The organism is Pseudomonas duriflava (assembly GCF_007830155.1).
GTDB classification, from domain to species: Bacteria; Pseudomonadota; Gammaproteobacteria; order Pseudomonadales; family Pseudomonadaceae; genus Chryseomonas; species Chryseomonas duriflava.
This window is the reverse complement of the sequence record NZ_VLKY01000007.1, coordinates 228,268-243,259: the sequence shown is the minus strand read 5'-3', so window position 1 is coordinate 243,259 and position 14,992 is coordinate 228,268. Positions and strand designations below refer to the sequence as shown.

Below are 14,992 nucleotides of genomic sequence, written 5' to 3'. Positions count from 1 at the left end.
AGCAGTGAACTGTGATATGACGTTTTCTACTCACACTGAAACTCGCTCTCAGCAGGCCCTGCAGTCTTACCTGGACGCCCTGCTAATGGAGGCGACACTCGAATTGCCGGTCGAGGCCTCTGCGCCTGTTTCAGTGCCGGTGGCCGACGTCGTGTCGGTGGCTCCAGCCGTGGTTGAGGCACCGGCGGAGTTCTTGGCGACGACTGTAGTCGAAAGCATTACGCAGGATGAATTTGCCGCGGCGGTTCAAGAGGAAATGGCCCGGGATGCCTTGTTACAGGCAGTGGTAGTGCCGGAGGCCGTACCGGTTTTAAAAGAGGTAACGCAGTTACCTACAAGTGCGATGGTGGCTCCGGCTATTCCGGTGGGGCTAGTGGCAACTGAGGCGAAAGCCGTTCCGGCGATATCTGCTGTAGACGGGCGCCCTGACTGGGCTGAAAAGCCTTTCGAATGTTTGTTATTTGATGTGGCAGGTCTGACGCTGGCAGTACCCTTGATTTGCCTAGGCTCAATCTATTCCCTGGAAGGGCGCGAGCTTACTCCGTTATTTGGTCAGCCAGACTGGTTTCTAGGCATTTTGCCGGCTCAGACTGGCAATTTGAAAGTATTGGATGCGGCGCGCTGGGTTATGCCCGAGCGTTACCGCGAAGATTTCAAGGACGGACTGAGATTTGTTATCTCGGTAGAAGGGTTCGATTGGGGAATTGCTGTCCATCAGGTTAGCCGTTCCATCCGACTCGACCCGGCTGAAGTGAAATGGCGTACTCAGCGAACTCAACGTCCATGGCTTGCGGGAACGGTCATCGATCACATGTGCGCCTTGCTGGATGTTTCGGCATTGGCGGCTTTGATCGAAAGCGGAGCCGCAAGGAAAGTGAAACAGTAGAAAAGTTGGCCTACGCTCAAGAGGCTGGCTTGGATCAACCAAGGCGGGATGACCGCTAAGACCGCTCTAGCGGTATCAACGAGGCTGGGAAAATGAAAAAGTCGTCTGCACAGGGTTCCGAGGATCCAATTCTGCAGTGGGTAACCTTCCGTCTGGATAACGAAACCTACGGCATCAACGTGATGCAGGTCCAGGAAGTGCTGCGTTACTCCGAGATCGCACCGGTTCCCGGTGCACCGAGCTATGTGCTAGGTATTATCAACCTGCGCGGCAATGTTGTGACGGTTATCGATACGCGTCAGCGCTTCGGCCTGGACTCGACCGATATCACGGACAATACACGAATCGTAATCATTGAAGCGGACAAGCAGGTAGTGGGCATTCTGGTCGACAGCGTGGCGGAAGTAGTGTACTTGCGTCAGTCTGAGATCGAGACGGCACCTAATGTCGGTAATGACGAGTCGGCCAAATTCATCCAGGGTGTATGCAACAAGAATGGGGAGCTGCTCATTCTTGTAGAGCTGGATAAGATGATGACCGAAGAAGAATGGTCTGAACTGGAAAGCATCTAATGTTGGCTGCGTTGATCGTGCTGGTATTCATGTGCCTCGGTCTGGCAGGCGCCTGCTTTATGTTGTGGCAGGCGCTCAAGCAGCAGGCTGCCAAGCTTGTTCAGCATGAAGAGTTAACAGAAAAGCGTTTGAAGGCTTTGGCCAAGCGGCTGGAAACCTATCAAGCGGGCACGGTCCGTATGGGTGAGCAGTTGGGCGAGCTTAGCGAGGTTATCGCCCCCTTGCCTGACCGGCTTACCCGTATCGAGCAGAGCGATCCGGCCAATCTGTCACTCAGTCAGGCCGCGCGCTTGGCGGGGATGGGGGCCAGCATTGATGATCTGACCCAGTCCTGTGGCGTTTCACGCGCCGAGGCCGAACTGATCAGCAAAATGCATAAGGCGCGGCAGCAATCCTGACGCCTATCTTTCCTGTTTTACCAATGGGCACGGTTTTCTCTCGAAACCGTGCCCATTTTGTTTTCGGGACGATTTTGGGCTCCACAAGGCATTTACAGAAAGCAATCTTTTTTTAATGTCTGCGTCTCAAAGGAGCTATAGGCAGGAAGCAGAGCTCAGAGCTACCTATCAACACCTCTGAAAATCCGGAGAGCAATTACCTGCGCCGACTCTTCCTGGCTTGACGGACTAAGGGTTAAAGATGTTTGCCTTTTAAATACCAAGCAAAGGCAATGATTTCGGCCATTGTTCGATACAGGACCTCCGGGATGGCATCGCCTAGCTCCAGCCGTGCCAGCAGGCGTACCAAATCCGGGTTCTCATAAATCGGTACGTCGTGCTCGCGTGCCAGAGCAAGAATGGCTTCAGCCAGGTCGTCCTCACCCTTGGCTGTAAGGGTAGGTGTGTTTTTCCCATCGTAAACCAGGGCTATCGCGCTTTTAGTCGAGTTCATGCGCTTTCATCGATCCATTGTTCTTCAAGGTGGGTGCGAGGACCGCTTGGAGGGCGACCTTGCTGGCAATTCAACTCGCCCACAATCAGGCCAAGCTTATCTAGGCGCTCGCGCAAATGATCCAGCTCATGCGTGATTAGCCGTACGGTTTCTGGGCGCTCGGCCCAGAGGCGACTCGACACGCTGCCCTGACTAAGTTGGGCCTGGACCTGCATTTGGCCGAGTGGCGCCAAGTCGAAGGCCAACTCCAGACGCCACAGGCTTTGTCCAGATTCCCGTACCGCCGACTTGCGCTCTTCCTGAAGCTTGTACTGTAACGCGATGATGTGTTCACCATTACGCATGGGAAGTTCTCCCTGCCACGTCAGCACAACGGAGCCGTCAGGCATCAGGCGGGTCTGCTCCAGGCTGGACAGCTGATGAGTTTGCAGGCGGGCCAGAGCCGCGCTGGCCAGTTTTAGCAGCTCCTTAAGATCGACCCCTTCCTCGGCCAGCGCATTCATGATGCGGGGCGGTAATGGAAAGCTGAGCGCAGCCTGACGCGGACTCGTTTGGCCAAAGGCTGAAAGAGCGTTACGCAAAGCAGCTGGCATTATAGGTGTTAAAACGGACGCGCTTCCGGCGGGGGATAAGGACAGTGCGGTCGTTAATTGGCCTATCAGGCGCAGCAACAATGCTTTTTGATCCTGATTCGCTGTTGAAGGATGCCCGGCGATGAGATGGCGTTCTAGCCATAGCCCACTGTGAGCAAGAGCAGTTTTCAATGTCTCGGCATCGCTCAGGCTTTCAATGTCCGGCAATGTAGCTAGCAGTTGAGTTGCCAGGTTTTGAAGTCCATTCGTATGCTGCGATGGACCAGGCAGGGTATTCAAGGCTTGGAGTAAGCCGGTCAATGACCCCTGGCGTTGGTATTGGCTTGCAAGTTGCTGACCCAGCTCAAGCTGGTCGAGTCGACCGGGAGATGAGACAATGGCCAGTTGCTGGGCGCCGCGCACCTCAGCCGTCAATAGGCTTCCAGGCTTGAGTAGGTGAGGAGACTCGATCAGGAGTTGCTTGCCGCTGAGTGTAGTGTTCAGCAAGTTGATGACAGTTTTAAATGTTGTTGGGCCGCCCTCCTGGGAGGGCAGGTTGCTTACTACCCGGCCCTGCAGTAACGTGCCGACAGGTAATTGATCGGTATCCAGGGTGTCCAGTGGGGGCTCGGCCGCGAGGTCTGGCCGTATAGCGAGACGAGAGGGCGACAGGGCGCTAACACCGAACAGGGCTCCCAACGGTAAAGCTACTGGACTTTCTGCCGACAACCGGACCTGCTGTCCATTGTTCAGGGTGAGCTGAAAGATGACCTGAAAGTTTTGCAGCGCCTGCTTGATAGCCAGTACTTCGGCTTTGGCTGTTTCGCCTGCGGCTAGAGGGCTGTTCTGGCCTGCGGCGAGGCGGACAGTCTGTTCGAGCAGAACTCCTGTGCGGGACGTGCTGGTAGGAAGAGAGGCGGTGAGGCGGACGCCACCTATATCAGTCATGGGGTGCTCGATCGTTTTGCTGCCGGGCATCCTGAATCAGGACGATGTGTATAATGCCGCGGGTAAGCGGCCGTTTACTGTCTTTCTTATAACGGCCGTTTCCTCTTCGACTTTATGCAATGGTGGCCGTGCGGTGACTTTTCCCCTTCTTGAAGCCAGAGCACTAACCTGTGAGCGAGATCAACGGGTGCTGTTCGAGCATTTGGATCTGCGCGTCGAGGCGGGGGAAATGGTACAGGTCGCAGGCCCCAACGGCAGCGGCAAGACCAGCTTGTTGCGCTTGCTGGCTGGGCTCATGAGTCCGACTGCTGGAGAGGTTCAGTGGCGAGGCCGCGCTGTAACTGCGCAGCGGCATTCCATGGCGCGTGAACTGGTCTGGATAGGCCATCGGGCCGGCCTCAAAGAGCTATTGAGTCCGGAAGAGAACCTGGCTTGGTGGAGTGCCCTGCATCACCCGGCTGCGCGTCGCTCCATAGGGGAGGCGTTAGACGCCGTTGGCCTTCGCGGCTTTGAAGACGTGCCTTGTTACATGCTGTCTGCAGGACAGCAGCGCCGAGTAGCGCTGGCTCGTCTCTATCTGGCTCCCTCATCGCTCTGGCTGTTGGACGAGCCCTTTACTGCCCTGGACCGGGACGCGGTTGAGCAGCTGGAAGCGCATCTGGCCATACATTGTGAGCGGGGAGGGCTGGTGGTGTTCACGACACATCACCGTTTGGAAAAGCAACCATCCCGTTATCGCCAACTGGATCTGGCGGCGTGGGCTGCATGACTGGGTTCGTTCGCTCTCTGGTTCTACGCGAGGCTCGCCTACTGTTTCGTCGGCCAGCCGAGCTGGTCAATCCATTAATTTTTTTCGCGCTCGTAGTCGCTCTGTTTCCTCTGGCCGTTGGACCACAAGCAGAGTTGCTCCGCGAGCTGTCTCCGGGGCTGATCTGGGTAGCTGCGTTATTGGCCGTCTTGCTTTCACTGGACGGGCTGTTTCGTAGCGATTATGAGGACGGTTCACTAGAACAGTGGATGTTATCGCCACGTCCGCTGGCGGTATTAGTGCTGGCCAAGGTGCTGACGCACTGGGTGATTTCCGGGCTTGCCCTCGTATTGCTGTCCCCTGTGTTGGCACTTATGCTGGGGTTGCCTAGCCAGTGTCTTGGAACTCTTATACTTTCGCTTTTACTAGGAACCCCAACACTTAGCCTGCTCGGCGCTATCGGAGCAGCCTTGACGGTTGGGTTGAGGCGTGGAGGGTTACTCCTGGCTTTGTTGATCCTGCCTTTGTATATCCCGGTGCTTATTTTAGGGAGCGGTGCACTTCAGGCTTCGCTCCAAGGCATGTCTTCCTCAGGGCAATTACTCTGGCTAGGTAGCTTGGCTGTCTTGACGCTGACCCTTTCGCCCTTTGCAATTAGTGCTGGGCTCCGCATCAGTGTAGGTGAATGAATAAATGGATAAGGTATGACGTGGACGCTTTTCCATAAGCTGGGCTCGCCAAAATGGTTTTATGAGATCAGTAGTCGATGGCTTCCGGGCTTGGCCTGTGCCGCTGTGCTTCTTCTTGTAACCGGCACCGTATGGGGACTGGTCTTTGCACCAGAGGATTATCAGCAGGGTAATAGTTTTCGCATTATCTATATCCATGTGCCCGCCGCGTTTCTGGCGCAATCGGGGTATATTTTCCTGGCTGTCGCCGGCTTGATCAGTCTGGTCTGGAAAATGAAACTGGCCGATGTAGCCTTGCAGGCTGCTGCGCCGGTCGGTGCCTGGATGACTGTCCTAGCATTAGTTACAGGATCAATCTGGGGCAAGCCTACGTGGGGCACCTGGTGGGTATGGGACGCACGGCTGACGTCCATGCTGATCTTGCTCTTCCTGTATTTTGGTGTCATTGCCTTGGGTCAGGCCATCACTAACCGTGACAGTGCAGCCAAGGCTTGCTCTGTATTGGCTTTGGTCGGTGTCGTAAACATTCCAATCATTAAATACAGCGTCGAATGGTGGAACACCTTGCATCAGCCGGCTACCTTCACGTTGACCCGGAAGCCAGCTATGCCTGCCGAAATGTGGCTACCGCTGTTGATCATGGTCGTCGGGTTCTATTGTTTCTTCGCCGTGGTGGTACTGATGCGGATGCGCTTGGCTGTACTACAGCGTGAGTCGCGCACAGCCTGGGTCAAGGCAGAAATCGAACGAACCATGCCTAAGAGAACATTGCGATGAGTTTCGAGAGTATCGGCGATTTTCTGGCCATGGGGCATCATGGCGCTTATGTCTGGTCTGCCTATGGTCTTACCTTGCTTGTTCTGACAGGCAACATCGTATGGCCAATCATGGCCCGAAAGCATTACCTGCAGGTTGAAGCGCGCCGTTTGCGTCGTGAGGAGCGAGCATGAATCCGGCGCGCAAGCGACGTCTTATCGTCGTACTGCTCATCGTGGTGGGCGTCGCTATCGCTGTAGCGTTGGCCTTGTCGGCGCTGCGGCAGAATATCAACTTGTTCTATACACCCAGCCAGATCGTAGCAGGCGAGGCGCCTATCGACACCCGTATCCGGGCGGGCGGCATGGTGGAACGGGGCTCGCTCAAACGCTCCCAGGATTCCTTGCAAGTCAGCTTTGTCGTGAGCGATGGCGTGCAGCATGTCACGATCAGCTACCACGGTATCCTTCCCGATCTCTTTCGTGAGGGGCAGGGCATCGTGGCCCTCGGTAAACTAAATCCGGCGGGAGTACTGGTTGCCGATCAGGTACTGGCCAAGCATGACGAAAACTACATGCCGCCTGAGGTCACTAAGGCCATGCAGGATAGCGGCATGTACAAGCAGTTCGAAGATCAGAAAGAACGCTGAAATGACCTTGTCTGAGAGGACTTATATCCATGAGCCGAGACGTCCATGATTCCTGAGTTAGGCCAGTTGGCTCTTATTCTCGCCCTCTGTATGGCCTTGGTTCAGTCAACCCTTCCGCTGTTAGGAGCCTGGCGGCGAGACCAGCAGTGGATGAGTTTTGCCCAACCCGCCGCCTGGGGACAATTTGCTTTCCTGCTGTTTGCCTTTGGATGCCTGGCCTGGTCATTTTTGACTGATGACTTTTCCGTCACTTACGTAGCCGAAAACTCGAACAGTTTGCTGCCGTGGTACTACAAGATCAGTGCTGTCTGGGGCGCTCATGAGGGCTCTTTGCTGCTCTGGGCCTTGATCCTGGGTGGCTGGACCTTTGCTGTTTCTATCTTTTCCCGGCAGTTGCCTGAGGAAATGCTGGCCCGTGTCCTGGCAGTCATGGGGCTTATCAGTGTAGGTTTTCTACTGTTCCTCGTGGTGACGTCCAATCCTTTCAGTCGGCTGCTTCCGCAATCGCCTTCTGATGGCAACGATCTTAATCCGCTGCTGCAGGATATCGGCCTGATTGTCCATCCGCCCATGCTTTATATGGGTTATGTCGGGTTTGCCGTGGCTTTTTCTTTTGCCATCGCAGCGTTATTGGGTGGACGCCTGGATGCCGCCTGGGCACGCTGGTCGCGGCCATGGACCCTGGTAGCCTGGACATTTCTAACTATTGGCATCGTGCTGGGCTCGTGGTGGGCCTATTACGAGTTAGGTTGGGGCGGCTGGTGGTTCTGGGATCCTGTGGAGAATGCGTCCTTCATGCCCTGGCTGGTAGGCACGGCATTGATCCACTCGCTTTCGGTTACGGAAAAGCGGGGCGTGTTCAAGAGTTGGACGGTGCTGTTGGCTATCGCGGCTTTCTCGCTGAGCCTGCTTGGAACATTTCTGGTCCGCTCCGGTGTGCTGACATCGGTACATGCCTTTGCCTCCGATCCAACCCGCGGGGTATTCATCCTCGCTTTTCTGCTGATCGTAATAGGCAGTTCGCTAACGCTGTTCGCATTGCGCGCGCCGGTAGTCAAAAGCCAGATTGGCTTTGGCATGTGGTCGCGGGAAACATTACTTCTGGTCAATAACGTTATCCTGGTCGTGGCCGCCGCGATGATCCTGCTGGGTACGTTGTATCCACTAGCGCTCGATGCGTTGACTGGAGCCAAACTGTCAGTGGGGCCTCCGTATTTCAATATGCTATTCATGCCGCTGATGGGCGCGCTCATGTTGGCCTTGGCTGTCGGAGTGTTGGTACGCTGGAAGGACACGCCCGGACGTTGGCTCAAGGGCATGTTGATGCCGGTCCTGCTAGGCAGTGTGGTTCTTGGTGTTGGGGCTGCCATAACGCTGGGTGACTTCCATTGGGCTGTTTTGGCTGTTTGGCTATTGGCTGCCTGGGTCGTGCTGGCCGGCCTGCGTGATTTACGGGAGAAGACACGTCACAAAGGCTTTTGGCTTGGTCTAAAAACGCTGCCGCGCAGCTACTGGGGTATGCAGTTCGCTCATTTTGGACTGGCCATGGCCGCATTAGGTGTTGTGCTCTCGACGCAATACACCGTTGAGCGTGACCTGCGCATGGCGCCAGGCGAGTCTATCGAACTAGGCGGTTACCGCTTCGTATTCGAGGGCTCTCAACACTATGAGGGGGCCAATTTCAAATCCGATTACGGCACCGTGCGGGTTCTTGAGGGAGAGAAGACAGTCGCGTTGCTGCATCCTGAAAAACGTTTGTATGAAGTACAGCGCTCGGTCATGACCGAGGCAGGTATTGATGCCGGCTTCACGCGTGACCTTTATATAGCCCTAGGCGAGCCGCTCGAAGACGGTGCCTGGGCCGTGCGTATTCACGTTAAACCGTTTGTTCGCTGGATCTGGTTTGGTGGTTTGTTGATGGCCTGGGGCGGCATGCTGGCATTTACCGACCGGCGTTACCGCCTTAAGGTCAAGCAGCGTGTCGGCCGCACAATGGGTGTTTTAACGGAGGAAGTGCAGGCATGAGCCGTCGTCTGGTTCTACTGATTCCGCTGATCATTTTCCTGATCATGGCCGGCTTTCTCTTTAGAGGGCTGTTTCTTAATCCGTCCGAGCTGCCCTCAGCCTTGATCGACAAGCCGTTTCCAGCTTTTTCATTGCCTGCCGTTGGGGAGCCTTCACGTTTGTTGACCGAGGTCGACCTGCAGGGTAAACCGGCCTTGGTTAATGTCTGGGGAACCTGGTGTGTAGCCTGCCGGGAGGAGCACGCTGTACTTAATGCTTTGAAAGAGCAGGGTGTCACGATTCATGGCATCAATTACAAGGATGATCAGGCCAGCGCCTTGAAATGGCTGAAGGAATTCCACAATCCTTATCAGCTTGACGTGCGTGACGACCAGGGAAGCCTGGGGTTGGATCTTGGTGTGTACGGTGCGCCGGAAACATTCTTGATTGATAAGAATGGTGTGATTCGTTACAAGCATGTCGGGATCGTGGATGAGCGCGTCTGGCGTGAGCAGTTGGCGCCCCGCTATCAGCAGTTGCTGGAGGCACCATGAGCCGCCGGATAGGTATGCTGCTGATACTGTGGGCTCTGATGGGCAACGTCTGGGCGGCTATAGAGACATTTTCTTATCAAGACGATGCCGAGCGTGAGCGTTTTAAAAACCTGACCCGTGAACTGCGCTGTCCCAAGTGTCAAAACCAGGATCTGGCCGACTCGAACGCTCCCATTGCCGCAGATTTGCGCCGGGAAATCCATCGATTGATGGCGGCCGGTCAGAGTGATGAGCAGATCATCGAGTATCTAGTGGCGCGCTATGGTGAGTTCGTACGTTACAGGCCTGCCGTTGAAGGCCGCACGTTCATACTCTGGTATGGCCCGGCAGGTCTTTTACTGGCGGGAGCTATAACCGTCTTGTTCATGGTACGTCGTCGACGTCAGGTTTCCCTCACAGATAACACACCGCTTTCAGCCGAGGAGCGTGCGCGCCTCGCTCATCTTTTGGATAAAAAAGACCGTTCATGATCGATTTCTGGCTGGCTATGGGGTTGCTGCTGTTAGCGGCATTGGGTTTCCTCTTGCTTCCGGTGCTGCGTAAGCGCAGTTCAAATCCCGAAGCCGATCGCGAGGTGTTGAACGTTGCCCTTTATCAAGAGCGGCTTGAAGAACTTGGCCAACAGCAGGCTACTGGCAGTCTGACGCTTGAGCAGTTAGAGGCAGGCCGGGCCGAGGCGGCGCGCGAACTGTTATCCGATACGGAGTGGTCAGGCGACTCGGCCGCTGCCCGTTCGCGGGGTCACCGGGCGATTCCTATAGTAATCGCACTGCTGGTGCCGTTGGCTGGCTTGGGGGGCTATCTGCATTGGGGTAGTAGTGACAAGGTTGAACTTACCCGGGAGCTGGCCCAGCCACCCCGTTCGATGGAGGATATGCTTGCCAGGCTCGAACGGACCGTGCAGCTTCAGCCCGAGTCGTCACAAGCGTGGTACCTGCTCGGTCGTGCATACATGAGTCAGGAGCGCTTCTCTGAGGCGTCGAAAGCATTTGGGGAGGCGGTCCGGTATGCCGGGCGGGCCCCCGAGCTGCTTGGCCAGTGGGCCCAGGCGCAGTATTTTGCTGCCGGTAAAACACTTACGCCAAAGATCCGGCAAATAGCGGAAGAGGCGCTCAAGGCCAACCCACGTGAAATAACGACCTTGGGGCTGTTAGGCATTGCAGATTTTGAACAGCAGAATTATGCCGGGGCGATCAGTCACTGGCAGACCCTGGTCGATCAGCTTCCCGTCAATGATCCATCACGTCCGGCAATCGAAGGTGGTATCGAGCGGGCGCGCCAAGCCTTGGCCGTAAAAGGACAGGCGGCCCCTTTGGCCGATGCGGCCAAAATCGAAGTAACGGTCACTCTTGATCCAGCCTTGAAAAACCGGGTAAGCCCAGGGGATACGGTATTCGTCTTTGCTCGCGCTGATGCTGGGCCCCCCATGCCGCTTGCCGTCAAGCGCCTGACCGTGGCGGATCTGCCAGCCACGATCAGCCTAAGCGATGCGGATGCCATGTTGCCTGAGCTTAAATTATCCAGCTTTACACGGGTGGAGCTAATCGCACGGGTATCGCGTGCGGGCGATCCCACCAGGGGCGAATGGAGAACACAAGGCACGGTTCTCACCGTGCATGATGCGCCAGCGCAGCAGTTGAAAATCGATCGACCCGACACCAAATAAAGCTATAGACGGCTTCTCTATCGAAGCGTCTCGTTTGGGAAACCGTGCGCTCCGGCCGGCAGCCCGCTACACTTACACCTCTATTTTGCAGGAGCGGGATCATGTCTACATCCTTCGCCCAAATGCTTGAAAACATCACGCCGGAAATTTATGAGAACCTCAAGCGGGCCGTAGAAATCGGCAAATGGCCGGATGGCCGTAAGCTGACCCGGGAGCAGGTTGAACTCAGTCTTCAGGCTGTTATTGCCTATGAGATCAAGCACGTGCCGGAGGACCAGCGAGTCGGTTATATGGGCCCGCAACAATGCAGTTCGAAATCCGAACCGATTCCCAACCTCCTGTTCAAGTCCGACGCTATTCATTAAGCATTCGCTTATTAAATTACGAATGATCGGCTGTTTTCAGGCGCCGCGGCTCAGAGAGCCGTGGCGCTTTCATTTTTGAGGTAGATACACGATATGAACGAGTTAGGGCGCGGCGCGCTGAGCAAGATGAAAGTGCGCCTCGACGAGCCCGTGCAGTACGCCTTCCGGCTAGGCGAGACGGAAATTCCCGTTAATCCCTTGATCGGTCAAAAGATTCGTCTGGAATATTTAGGAGCAATCCACTGTACCCATTGTGGCCGCAAGACCAAAAAGAGTTTTAGCCAGGGGTACTGCTATCCTTGCTTTACGTCGCTGGCGCAATGCGATAGCTGCATGGTCAGCCCTGAAAAATGCCATTTCGAGCATGGCACCTGTCGTGAGCCGGAGTGGGGGGAATCGTTCTGCATGACGCCCCATATTGTCTACCTTGCCAACTCATCAGGTCTTAAGGTCGGTATTACCCGCGCTAACCAGTTGCCTACCCGCTGGATCGATCAAGGTGCTCACCAGGCATTGGCTATCCTGCGCGTGGCCACGCGGCAGCAGTCCGGGCTTGTTGAGGATCTCATGCGCAGCCAGGTGGGTGACCGTACCAACTGGCGGGCTATGCTGAAAGGTGTGGCCGAGCCGGCTGATCTTGTCGCACTTCGCGATCGGATCCTGTCTGCTTGCGCCGAGGGGATGCAAGCGTTACAGGCGCGTTTTGGGCTTCAGGCTATTCAGCCGATAGTCGACATGGCGCCGCTTGAGATTCATTATCCGGTTACGGTGTATCCCACCAAGATCGTCAGTCATGACCTGGAAAAAACGCCTGTAGTGGAAGGCACACTGCTTGGTATCAAGGGTCAATACCTGATGTTCGATACCGGGGTCATCAACATTCGCAAATACACAGCTTACCAACTGGCCGTGCATCATTAAGCCGCCGCGGTACAACCGCCGTCGTGAATCAGCATAAGGGTTACGTCATGCGCACCGAACAACCGAAGACGATACATCTCAAGGATTACCAAGCTCCTGAGTACCTCATTGACGAGACGCATCTCACGTTCGAGCTGTTCGATGACCATACGCTCGTCCACTCTGAGCTGCATATGCGGCGTAACCCCGAGCGGGACGCTGGGGTGGCGGGCGTGGGCCTTCCACCTCTTGTGCTGCATGGCGAAGACCTTGAGCTTCTGAGCCTGGCCGTCAACGCCGAGCCACAGGCGCCTAATGAGTACCAGGTAGGGACGGATCATTTAACGATCCAGCCGTGCGGCAATAATTTCACATTAAGCACTACCGTGCGTATCCATCCGGAAACCAATACCGCGCTGGAGGGCCTGTATACCTCGGGCAAAATGTTCTGTACTCAGTGTGAGGCCGAGGGCTTTCGTAAGATCACCTATTACCTTGACCGCCCGGACGTGATGAGCATCTTTACCACGACCATCAAGGCGGACAAGACCAAGTACCCGATTCTGCTATCCAACGGCAATCCAATCGCCAATGGCGAGGAAGAGGGCGGGCGTCACTGGGCAACCTGGGAAGACCCCTTTAAAAAACCCTCATATCTGTTCGCGCTGGTGGCTGGCGATCTGTGGTGTATCGAAGATACCTACACCACCGGCAGCGGCCGTGATGTGGCATTGCGTATTTATGTAGAGCCGGAAAATATCGGCAAGCTGCAGCATGCCATGGACAGCCTCAAGTGCTCCATGCGCTGGGATGAAGAGGTTTATGGCCGCGAATACGATCTGGATATTTTCATGATCGTGGCCGTAAATGACTTCAACATGGGCGCTATGGAAAACAAGGGCCTGAATATTTTCAATTCCAGTGCTGTACTGGCGAGCCCGGACACTGCCACAGACGCCGCGCATCAGCGGGTCGAGGCTATCGTTGCCCATGAATATTTCCATAACTGGTCGGGTAACCGTGTCACCTGCCGTGACTGGTTCCAGCTATCCCTGAAGGAAGGCTTCACCGTATTCCGTGATGCCGGATTCTCCTCCGACATGAACTCGGAAACAGTCAAGCGTATCGAGGACGTGGCCTTCCTGCGGACCAATCAGTTCGCAGAAGATGCCGGCCCGATGGCGCATCCGGTCCGTCCAGATTCCTTTATCGAGATTTCCAATTTCTATACCCTGACAGTGTATGAAAAGGGTGCCGAAGTGGTACGTATGCTACATACCTTGCTGGGCGCCGAAGGCTTTCGCAAGGGGACCGATCTGTACTTCGAGCGTCACGACGGGCAGGCCGTGACTGTTGAAGACTTCGTCAAAGCGTTGGAAGATGCCAACGGTGCCGACTTTACTCAGTTCAAGCGCTGGTACAGCCAGTCCGGCACTCCCCGTTTGGCAGTATCTGAAGCATTCGATGCCCAGGCCAAGACCTATACACTGATTTTCCGCCAGAGTTGTCCGCCCACGCCAGGCCAGCCCACTAAGGAGCCCTTCGTGATTCCGGTCAAGCTGGGGCTGCTGGATGCTCGGGGGCAGGAGCTGCCGTTGCGTCTGACGGGCGAGACGGGCGATGCTGTAACCGACCGTGTTATCGCTGTGACCGAAGCCGAACAATCCTTTACTTTTGAAGGGATTGTAGAAAAGCCGCTGCCTTCATTGCTTCGTGGTTTCTCCGCACCGGTCAAGTTGAGTTTTCCCTATACCCGTGAACAGCTGATGTTCCTCATGCAGCACGACACCGACGGGTTCAACCGTTGGGACGCTGGTCAGCAGCTGTCCGTACAAGTGTTGCAGGAGTTGATCACCCAGCAGCAGAAGGGTGAAGCGCTGGTGCTGGACCAGCGCCTCGTAACAGCGCTGCGTACAGTATTGGAAGACGAAAGCTTGGATCAGGCCATGGTGGCCGAAATGTTAGCGCTTCCCACCGAGGCCTATCTGATCGAGTTGTCTGAAGTCGCTGATATCGATGCTATCCACGCTGCCCGGAATTTCGCCCGCGAAGCGCTGAGCAAAGCTCTGTATGAGCCACTCTGGAAGCGTTATCAGGCAAACCGCGAAACGTCTCGTACTACGCCGTACGTGCCCCAGGCGGATCACATTGCTCGTCGTAGCTTGCAGAATATTGCACTGAGTTATCTTATGCTCAGCGGCAAACCTGAGGTATTGGCCGCTGCGCAGGAGCAATTCGATAACTGCGATAACATGACGGAGCGTTTGGCGGCGCTGTCGGCACTGGTGAATTCCGACTTCGAGGCGGAAAAAATCGAGATATTAGGGCGCTTTGCCGAGCGGTACAAGAATGATCCTTTGGTTATGGATTCCTGGTTTAGCGTACAGGCAGCCAGCGCTCGTCCAGGTGGCTTGGAACGAGTCAAGGCGCTGATGGGGCATCCGGCGTTCACCTTGAAAAACCCCAATAAGGTTCGGGCGCTGATCGGTGCGTTCGCCAACCAGAACCTGATCAACTTCCATCAGAAAGACGGCAGCGGTTATCGCTTCCTGGCTGATCAAATCATCACGCTCAATGCACTAAACCCGCAGATTGCGTCACGTCTGCTGACGCCGCTGACCCGCTGGCGCAAGTATGACGAAGCACGTCAGCAGCTTATGCGCGGTGAACTTGAACGCATTATGGCAAGCGGTGAATTGTCCAGTGATGTGTACGAAGTGGTGAGCAAGAGTCTGGCTTAAATCAAAGACTTGGATGGCAGGCTTGAAGGAACAGGCCTGCCACTTCCCGCT

General features: G+C 55.6%; 17 protein-coding genes. 15 read left to right on the top strand and 2 right to left on the bottom strand.

The genetic code is table 11. From position 1 onward, the window contains the following. Nucleotides 1–16 precede the first annotated feature (16 nt). The 3 genes from IQ22_RS12245 (at nt 17) to IQ22_RS12235 (ending at nt 1,856) form a co-directional block, all read left to right on the top strand. Nucleotides 17–886, top strand: a complete 870-nt coding sequence (locus IQ22_RS12245) for a CheW domain-containing protein (RefSeq protein WP_145142151.1) — start codon at nt 17–19, stop codon at nt 884–886. Between the two features lie 92 nt (nt 887–978). Beyond that, nucleotides 979–1,458, top strand: coding sequence for a chemotaxis protein CheW (locus IQ22_RS12240; RefSeq protein WP_145142150.1), 480 nt, complete (start codon nt 979–981; stop codon nt 1,456–1,458). Continuing rightward, entirely contained in the window at nt 1,458–1,856 is a 399-nt protein-coding gene (locus tag IQ22_RS12235; RefSeq protein WP_145142148.1) for a DUF2802 domain-containing protein, read from the top strand. The genes IQ22_RS12240 and IQ22_RS12235 overlap by 1 nt, the downstream gene beginning before the upstream one ends. Before the next feature lie 235 nt (nt 1,857–2,091). Here the strand turns inward: IQ22_RS12235 and IQ22_RS12230 are convergent, their stop codons facing one another. Both IQ22_RS12230 and fliK read right to left on the bottom strand, forming a co-directional pair. Continuing rightward, nucleotides 2,092–2,349 (bottom strand): EscU/YscU/HrcU family type III secretion system export apparatus switch protein, encoded by a 258-nt coding sequence (locus tag IQ22_RS12230; RefSeq protein ID WP_145142146.1) that lies wholly within the window; start codon nt 2,347–2,349, stop codon nt 2,092–2,094. Then, complete coding sequence (gene fliK, locus IQ22_RS12225) at nt 2,346–3,869, bottom strand: flagellar hook-length control protein FliK (RefSeq protein ID WP_158635431.1); 1,524 nt, start codon at nt 3,867–3,869, stop codon at nt 2,346–2,348. The genes IQ22_RS12230 and fliK overlap by 4 nt, the downstream gene beginning before the upstream one ends. A 133-nt stretch (nt 3,870–4,002) precedes the next feature. On the opposite strand from fliK, the gene ccmA reads away from it, so the two are divergent. The 12 genes from ccmA (at nt 4,003) to pepN (ending at nt 14,941) form a co-directional block, all read left to right on the top strand. Beyond that, on the top strand, nt 4,003–4,638 hold the full coding sequence (gene ccmA, locus IQ22_RS12220) for a cytochrome c biogenesis heme-transporting ATPase CcmA (protein ID WP_208733637.1): 636 nt from the start codon (nt 4,003–4,005) through the stop codon (nt 4,636–4,638). Next, on the top strand, nt 4,635–5,306 hold the full coding sequence (gene ccmB / locus IQ22_RS12215) for a heme exporter protein CcmB (RefSeq protein ID WP_145142139.1): 672 nt from the start codon (nt 4,635–4,637) through the stop codon (nt 5,304–5,306). Before ccmA ends, ccmB begins: the two co-directional genes overlap by 4 nt. A gap of 15 nt (nt 5,307–5,321) precedes the next feature. Then, a complete protein-coding gene (locus tag IQ22_RS12210; RefSeq protein WP_145142137.1) occupies nt 5,322–6,083 on the top strand; it encodes a heme ABC transporter permease in 762 nt (253 codons plus the stop codon). After that, the gene (gene ccmD, locus IQ22_RS12205; protein ID WP_145142134.1) at nt 6,080–6,256 is read left to right on the top strand and encodes a heme exporter protein CcmD; all 177 of its coding nucleotides are present in this window, start codon (nt 6,080–6,082) and stop codon (nt 6,254–6,256) included. The genes IQ22_RS12210 and ccmD overlap by 4 nt, the downstream gene beginning before the upstream one ends. Next, the gene (gene ccmE / locus IQ22_RS12200; RefSeq protein ID WP_145142132.1) at nt 6,253–6,711 is read left to right on the top strand and encodes a cytochrome c maturation protein CcmE; all 459 of its coding nucleotides are present in this window, start codon (nt 6,253–6,255) and stop codon (nt 6,709–6,711) included. The genes ccmD and ccmE overlap by 4 nt, the downstream gene beginning before the upstream one ends. A gap of 45 nt (nt 6,712–6,756) precedes the next feature. Continuing rightward, the gene (locus tag IQ22_RS12195; protein WP_145142130.1) at nt 6,757–8,736 is read left to right on the top strand and encodes a heme lyase CcmF/NrfE family subunit; all 1,980 of its coding nucleotides are present in this window, start codon (nt 6,757–6,759) and stop codon (nt 8,734–8,736) included. Beyond that, a complete protein-coding gene (locus IQ22_RS12190; protein ID WP_145142128.1) occupies nt 8,733–9,269 on the top strand; it encodes a DsbE family thiol:disulfide interchange protein in 537 nt (178 codons plus the stop codon). The genes IQ22_RS12195 and IQ22_RS12190 overlap by 4 nt, the downstream gene beginning before the upstream one ends. Further along, nucleotides 9,266–9,739 (top strand): cytochrome c-type biogenesis protein, encoded by a 474-nt coding sequence (locus IQ22_RS12185; protein ID WP_145142126.1) that lies wholly within the window; start codon nt 9,266–9,268, stop codon nt 9,737–9,739. Before IQ22_RS12190 ends, IQ22_RS12185 begins: the two co-directional genes overlap by 4 nt. Further along, complete coding sequence (ccmI, locus tag IQ22_RS12180) at nt 9,736–10,935, top strand: c-type cytochrome biogenesis protein CcmI (RefSeq protein WP_145142124.1); 1,200 nt, start codon at nt 9,736–9,738, stop codon at nt 10,933–10,935. The genes IQ22_RS12185 and ccmI overlap by 4 nt, the downstream gene beginning before the upstream one ends. A 101-nt stretch (nt 10,936–11,036) precedes the next feature. After that, nucleotides 11,037–11,300, top strand: coding sequence for a YeaC family protein (locus IQ22_RS12175; RefSeq protein WP_145142122.1), 264 nt, complete (start codon nt 11,037–11,039; stop codon nt 11,298–11,300). 93 nt (nt 11,301–11,393) lie between these two features. Then, a complete protein-coding gene (locus tag IQ22_RS12170; RefSeq protein WP_208733636.1) occupies nt 11,394–12,221 on the top strand; it encodes a DUF2797 domain-containing protein in 828 nt (275 codons plus the stop codon). A gap of 47 nt (nt 12,222–12,268) precedes the next feature. Further along, the gene (gene pepN / locus IQ22_RS12165) at nt 12,269–14,941 is read left to right on the top strand and encodes an aminopeptidase N (RefSeq protein WP_145142120.1); all 2,673 of its coding nucleotides are present in this window, start codon (nt 12,269–12,271) and stop codon (nt 14,939–14,941) included. The last annotated feature ends 51 nt before the right edge of the window (nt 14,942–14,992 follow it).

What these genes read in the sequence shown, in the direction of transcription:
- IQ22_RS12245 (WP_145142151.1), top strand. Translation starts at nt 17, where the DNA reads ATGACGTTTTCTACTCACACTGAAACTCGCTCTCAGCAGGCCCTGCAG.
- IQ22_RS12240 (WP_145142150.1), top strand. Translation starts at nt 979, where the DNA reads ATGAAAAAGTCGTCTGCACAGGGTTCCGAGGATCCAATTCTGCAGTGG.
- IQ22_RS12235 (WP_145142148.1), top strand. Translation starts at nt 1,458, where the DNA reads ATGTTGGCTGCGTTGATCGTGCTGGTATTCATGTGCCTCGGTCTGGCA.
- IQ22_RS12230 (WP_145142146.1), bottom strand. Translation starts at nt 2,349, where the DNA reads ATGAACTCGACTAAAAGCGCGATAGCCCTGGTTTACGATGGGAAAAAC.
- fliK (WP_158635431.1), bottom strand. Translation starts at nt 3,869, where the DNA reads ATGACTGATATAGGTGGCGTCCGCCTCACCGCCTCTCTTCCTACCAGC.
- ccmB (WP_145142139.1), top strand. Translation starts at nt 4,635, where the DNA reads ATGACTGGGTTCGTTCGCTCTCTGGTTCTACGCGAGGCTCGCCTACTG.
- IQ22_RS12210 (WP_145142137.1), top strand. Translation starts at nt 5,322, where the DNA reads ATGACGTGGACGCTTTTCCATAAGCTGGGCTCGCCAAAATGGTTTTAT.
- ccmD (WP_145142134.1), top strand. Translation starts at nt 6,080, where the DNA reads ATGAGTTTCGAGAGTATCGGCGATTTTCTGGCCATGGGGCATCATGGC.
- ccmE (WP_145142132.1), top strand. Translation starts at nt 6,253, where the DNA reads ATGAATCCGGCGCGCAAGCGACGTCTTATCGTCGTACTGCTCATCGTG.
- IQ22_RS12195 (WP_145142130.1), top strand. Translation starts at nt 6,757, where the DNA reads ATGATTCCTGAGTTAGGCCAGTTGGCTCTTATTCTCGCCCTCTGTATG.
- IQ22_RS12190 (WP_145142128.1), top strand. Translation starts at nt 8,733, where the DNA reads ATGAGCCGTCGTCTGGTTCTACTGATTCCGCTGATCATTTTCCTGATC.
- IQ22_RS12185 (WP_145142126.1), top strand. Translation starts at nt 9,266, where the DNA reads ATGAGCCGCCGGATAGGTATGCTGCTGATACTGTGGGCTCTGATGGGC.
- ccmI (WP_145142124.1), top strand. Translation starts at nt 9,736, where the DNA reads ATGATCGATTTCTGGCTGGCTATGGGGTTGCTGCTGTTAGCGGCATTG.
- IQ22_RS12175 (WP_145142122.1), top strand. Translation starts at nt 11,037, where the DNA reads ATGTCTACATCCTTCGCCCAAATGCTTGAAAACATCACGCCGGAAATT.
- IQ22_RS12170 (WP_208733636.1), top strand. Translation starts at nt 11,394, where the DNA reads ATGAACGAGTTAGGGCGCGGCGCGCTGAGCAAGATGAAAGTGCGCCTC.
- pepN (WP_145142120.1), top strand. Translation starts at nt 12,269, where the DNA reads ATGCGCACCGAACAACCGAAGACGATACATCTCAAGGATTACCAAGCT.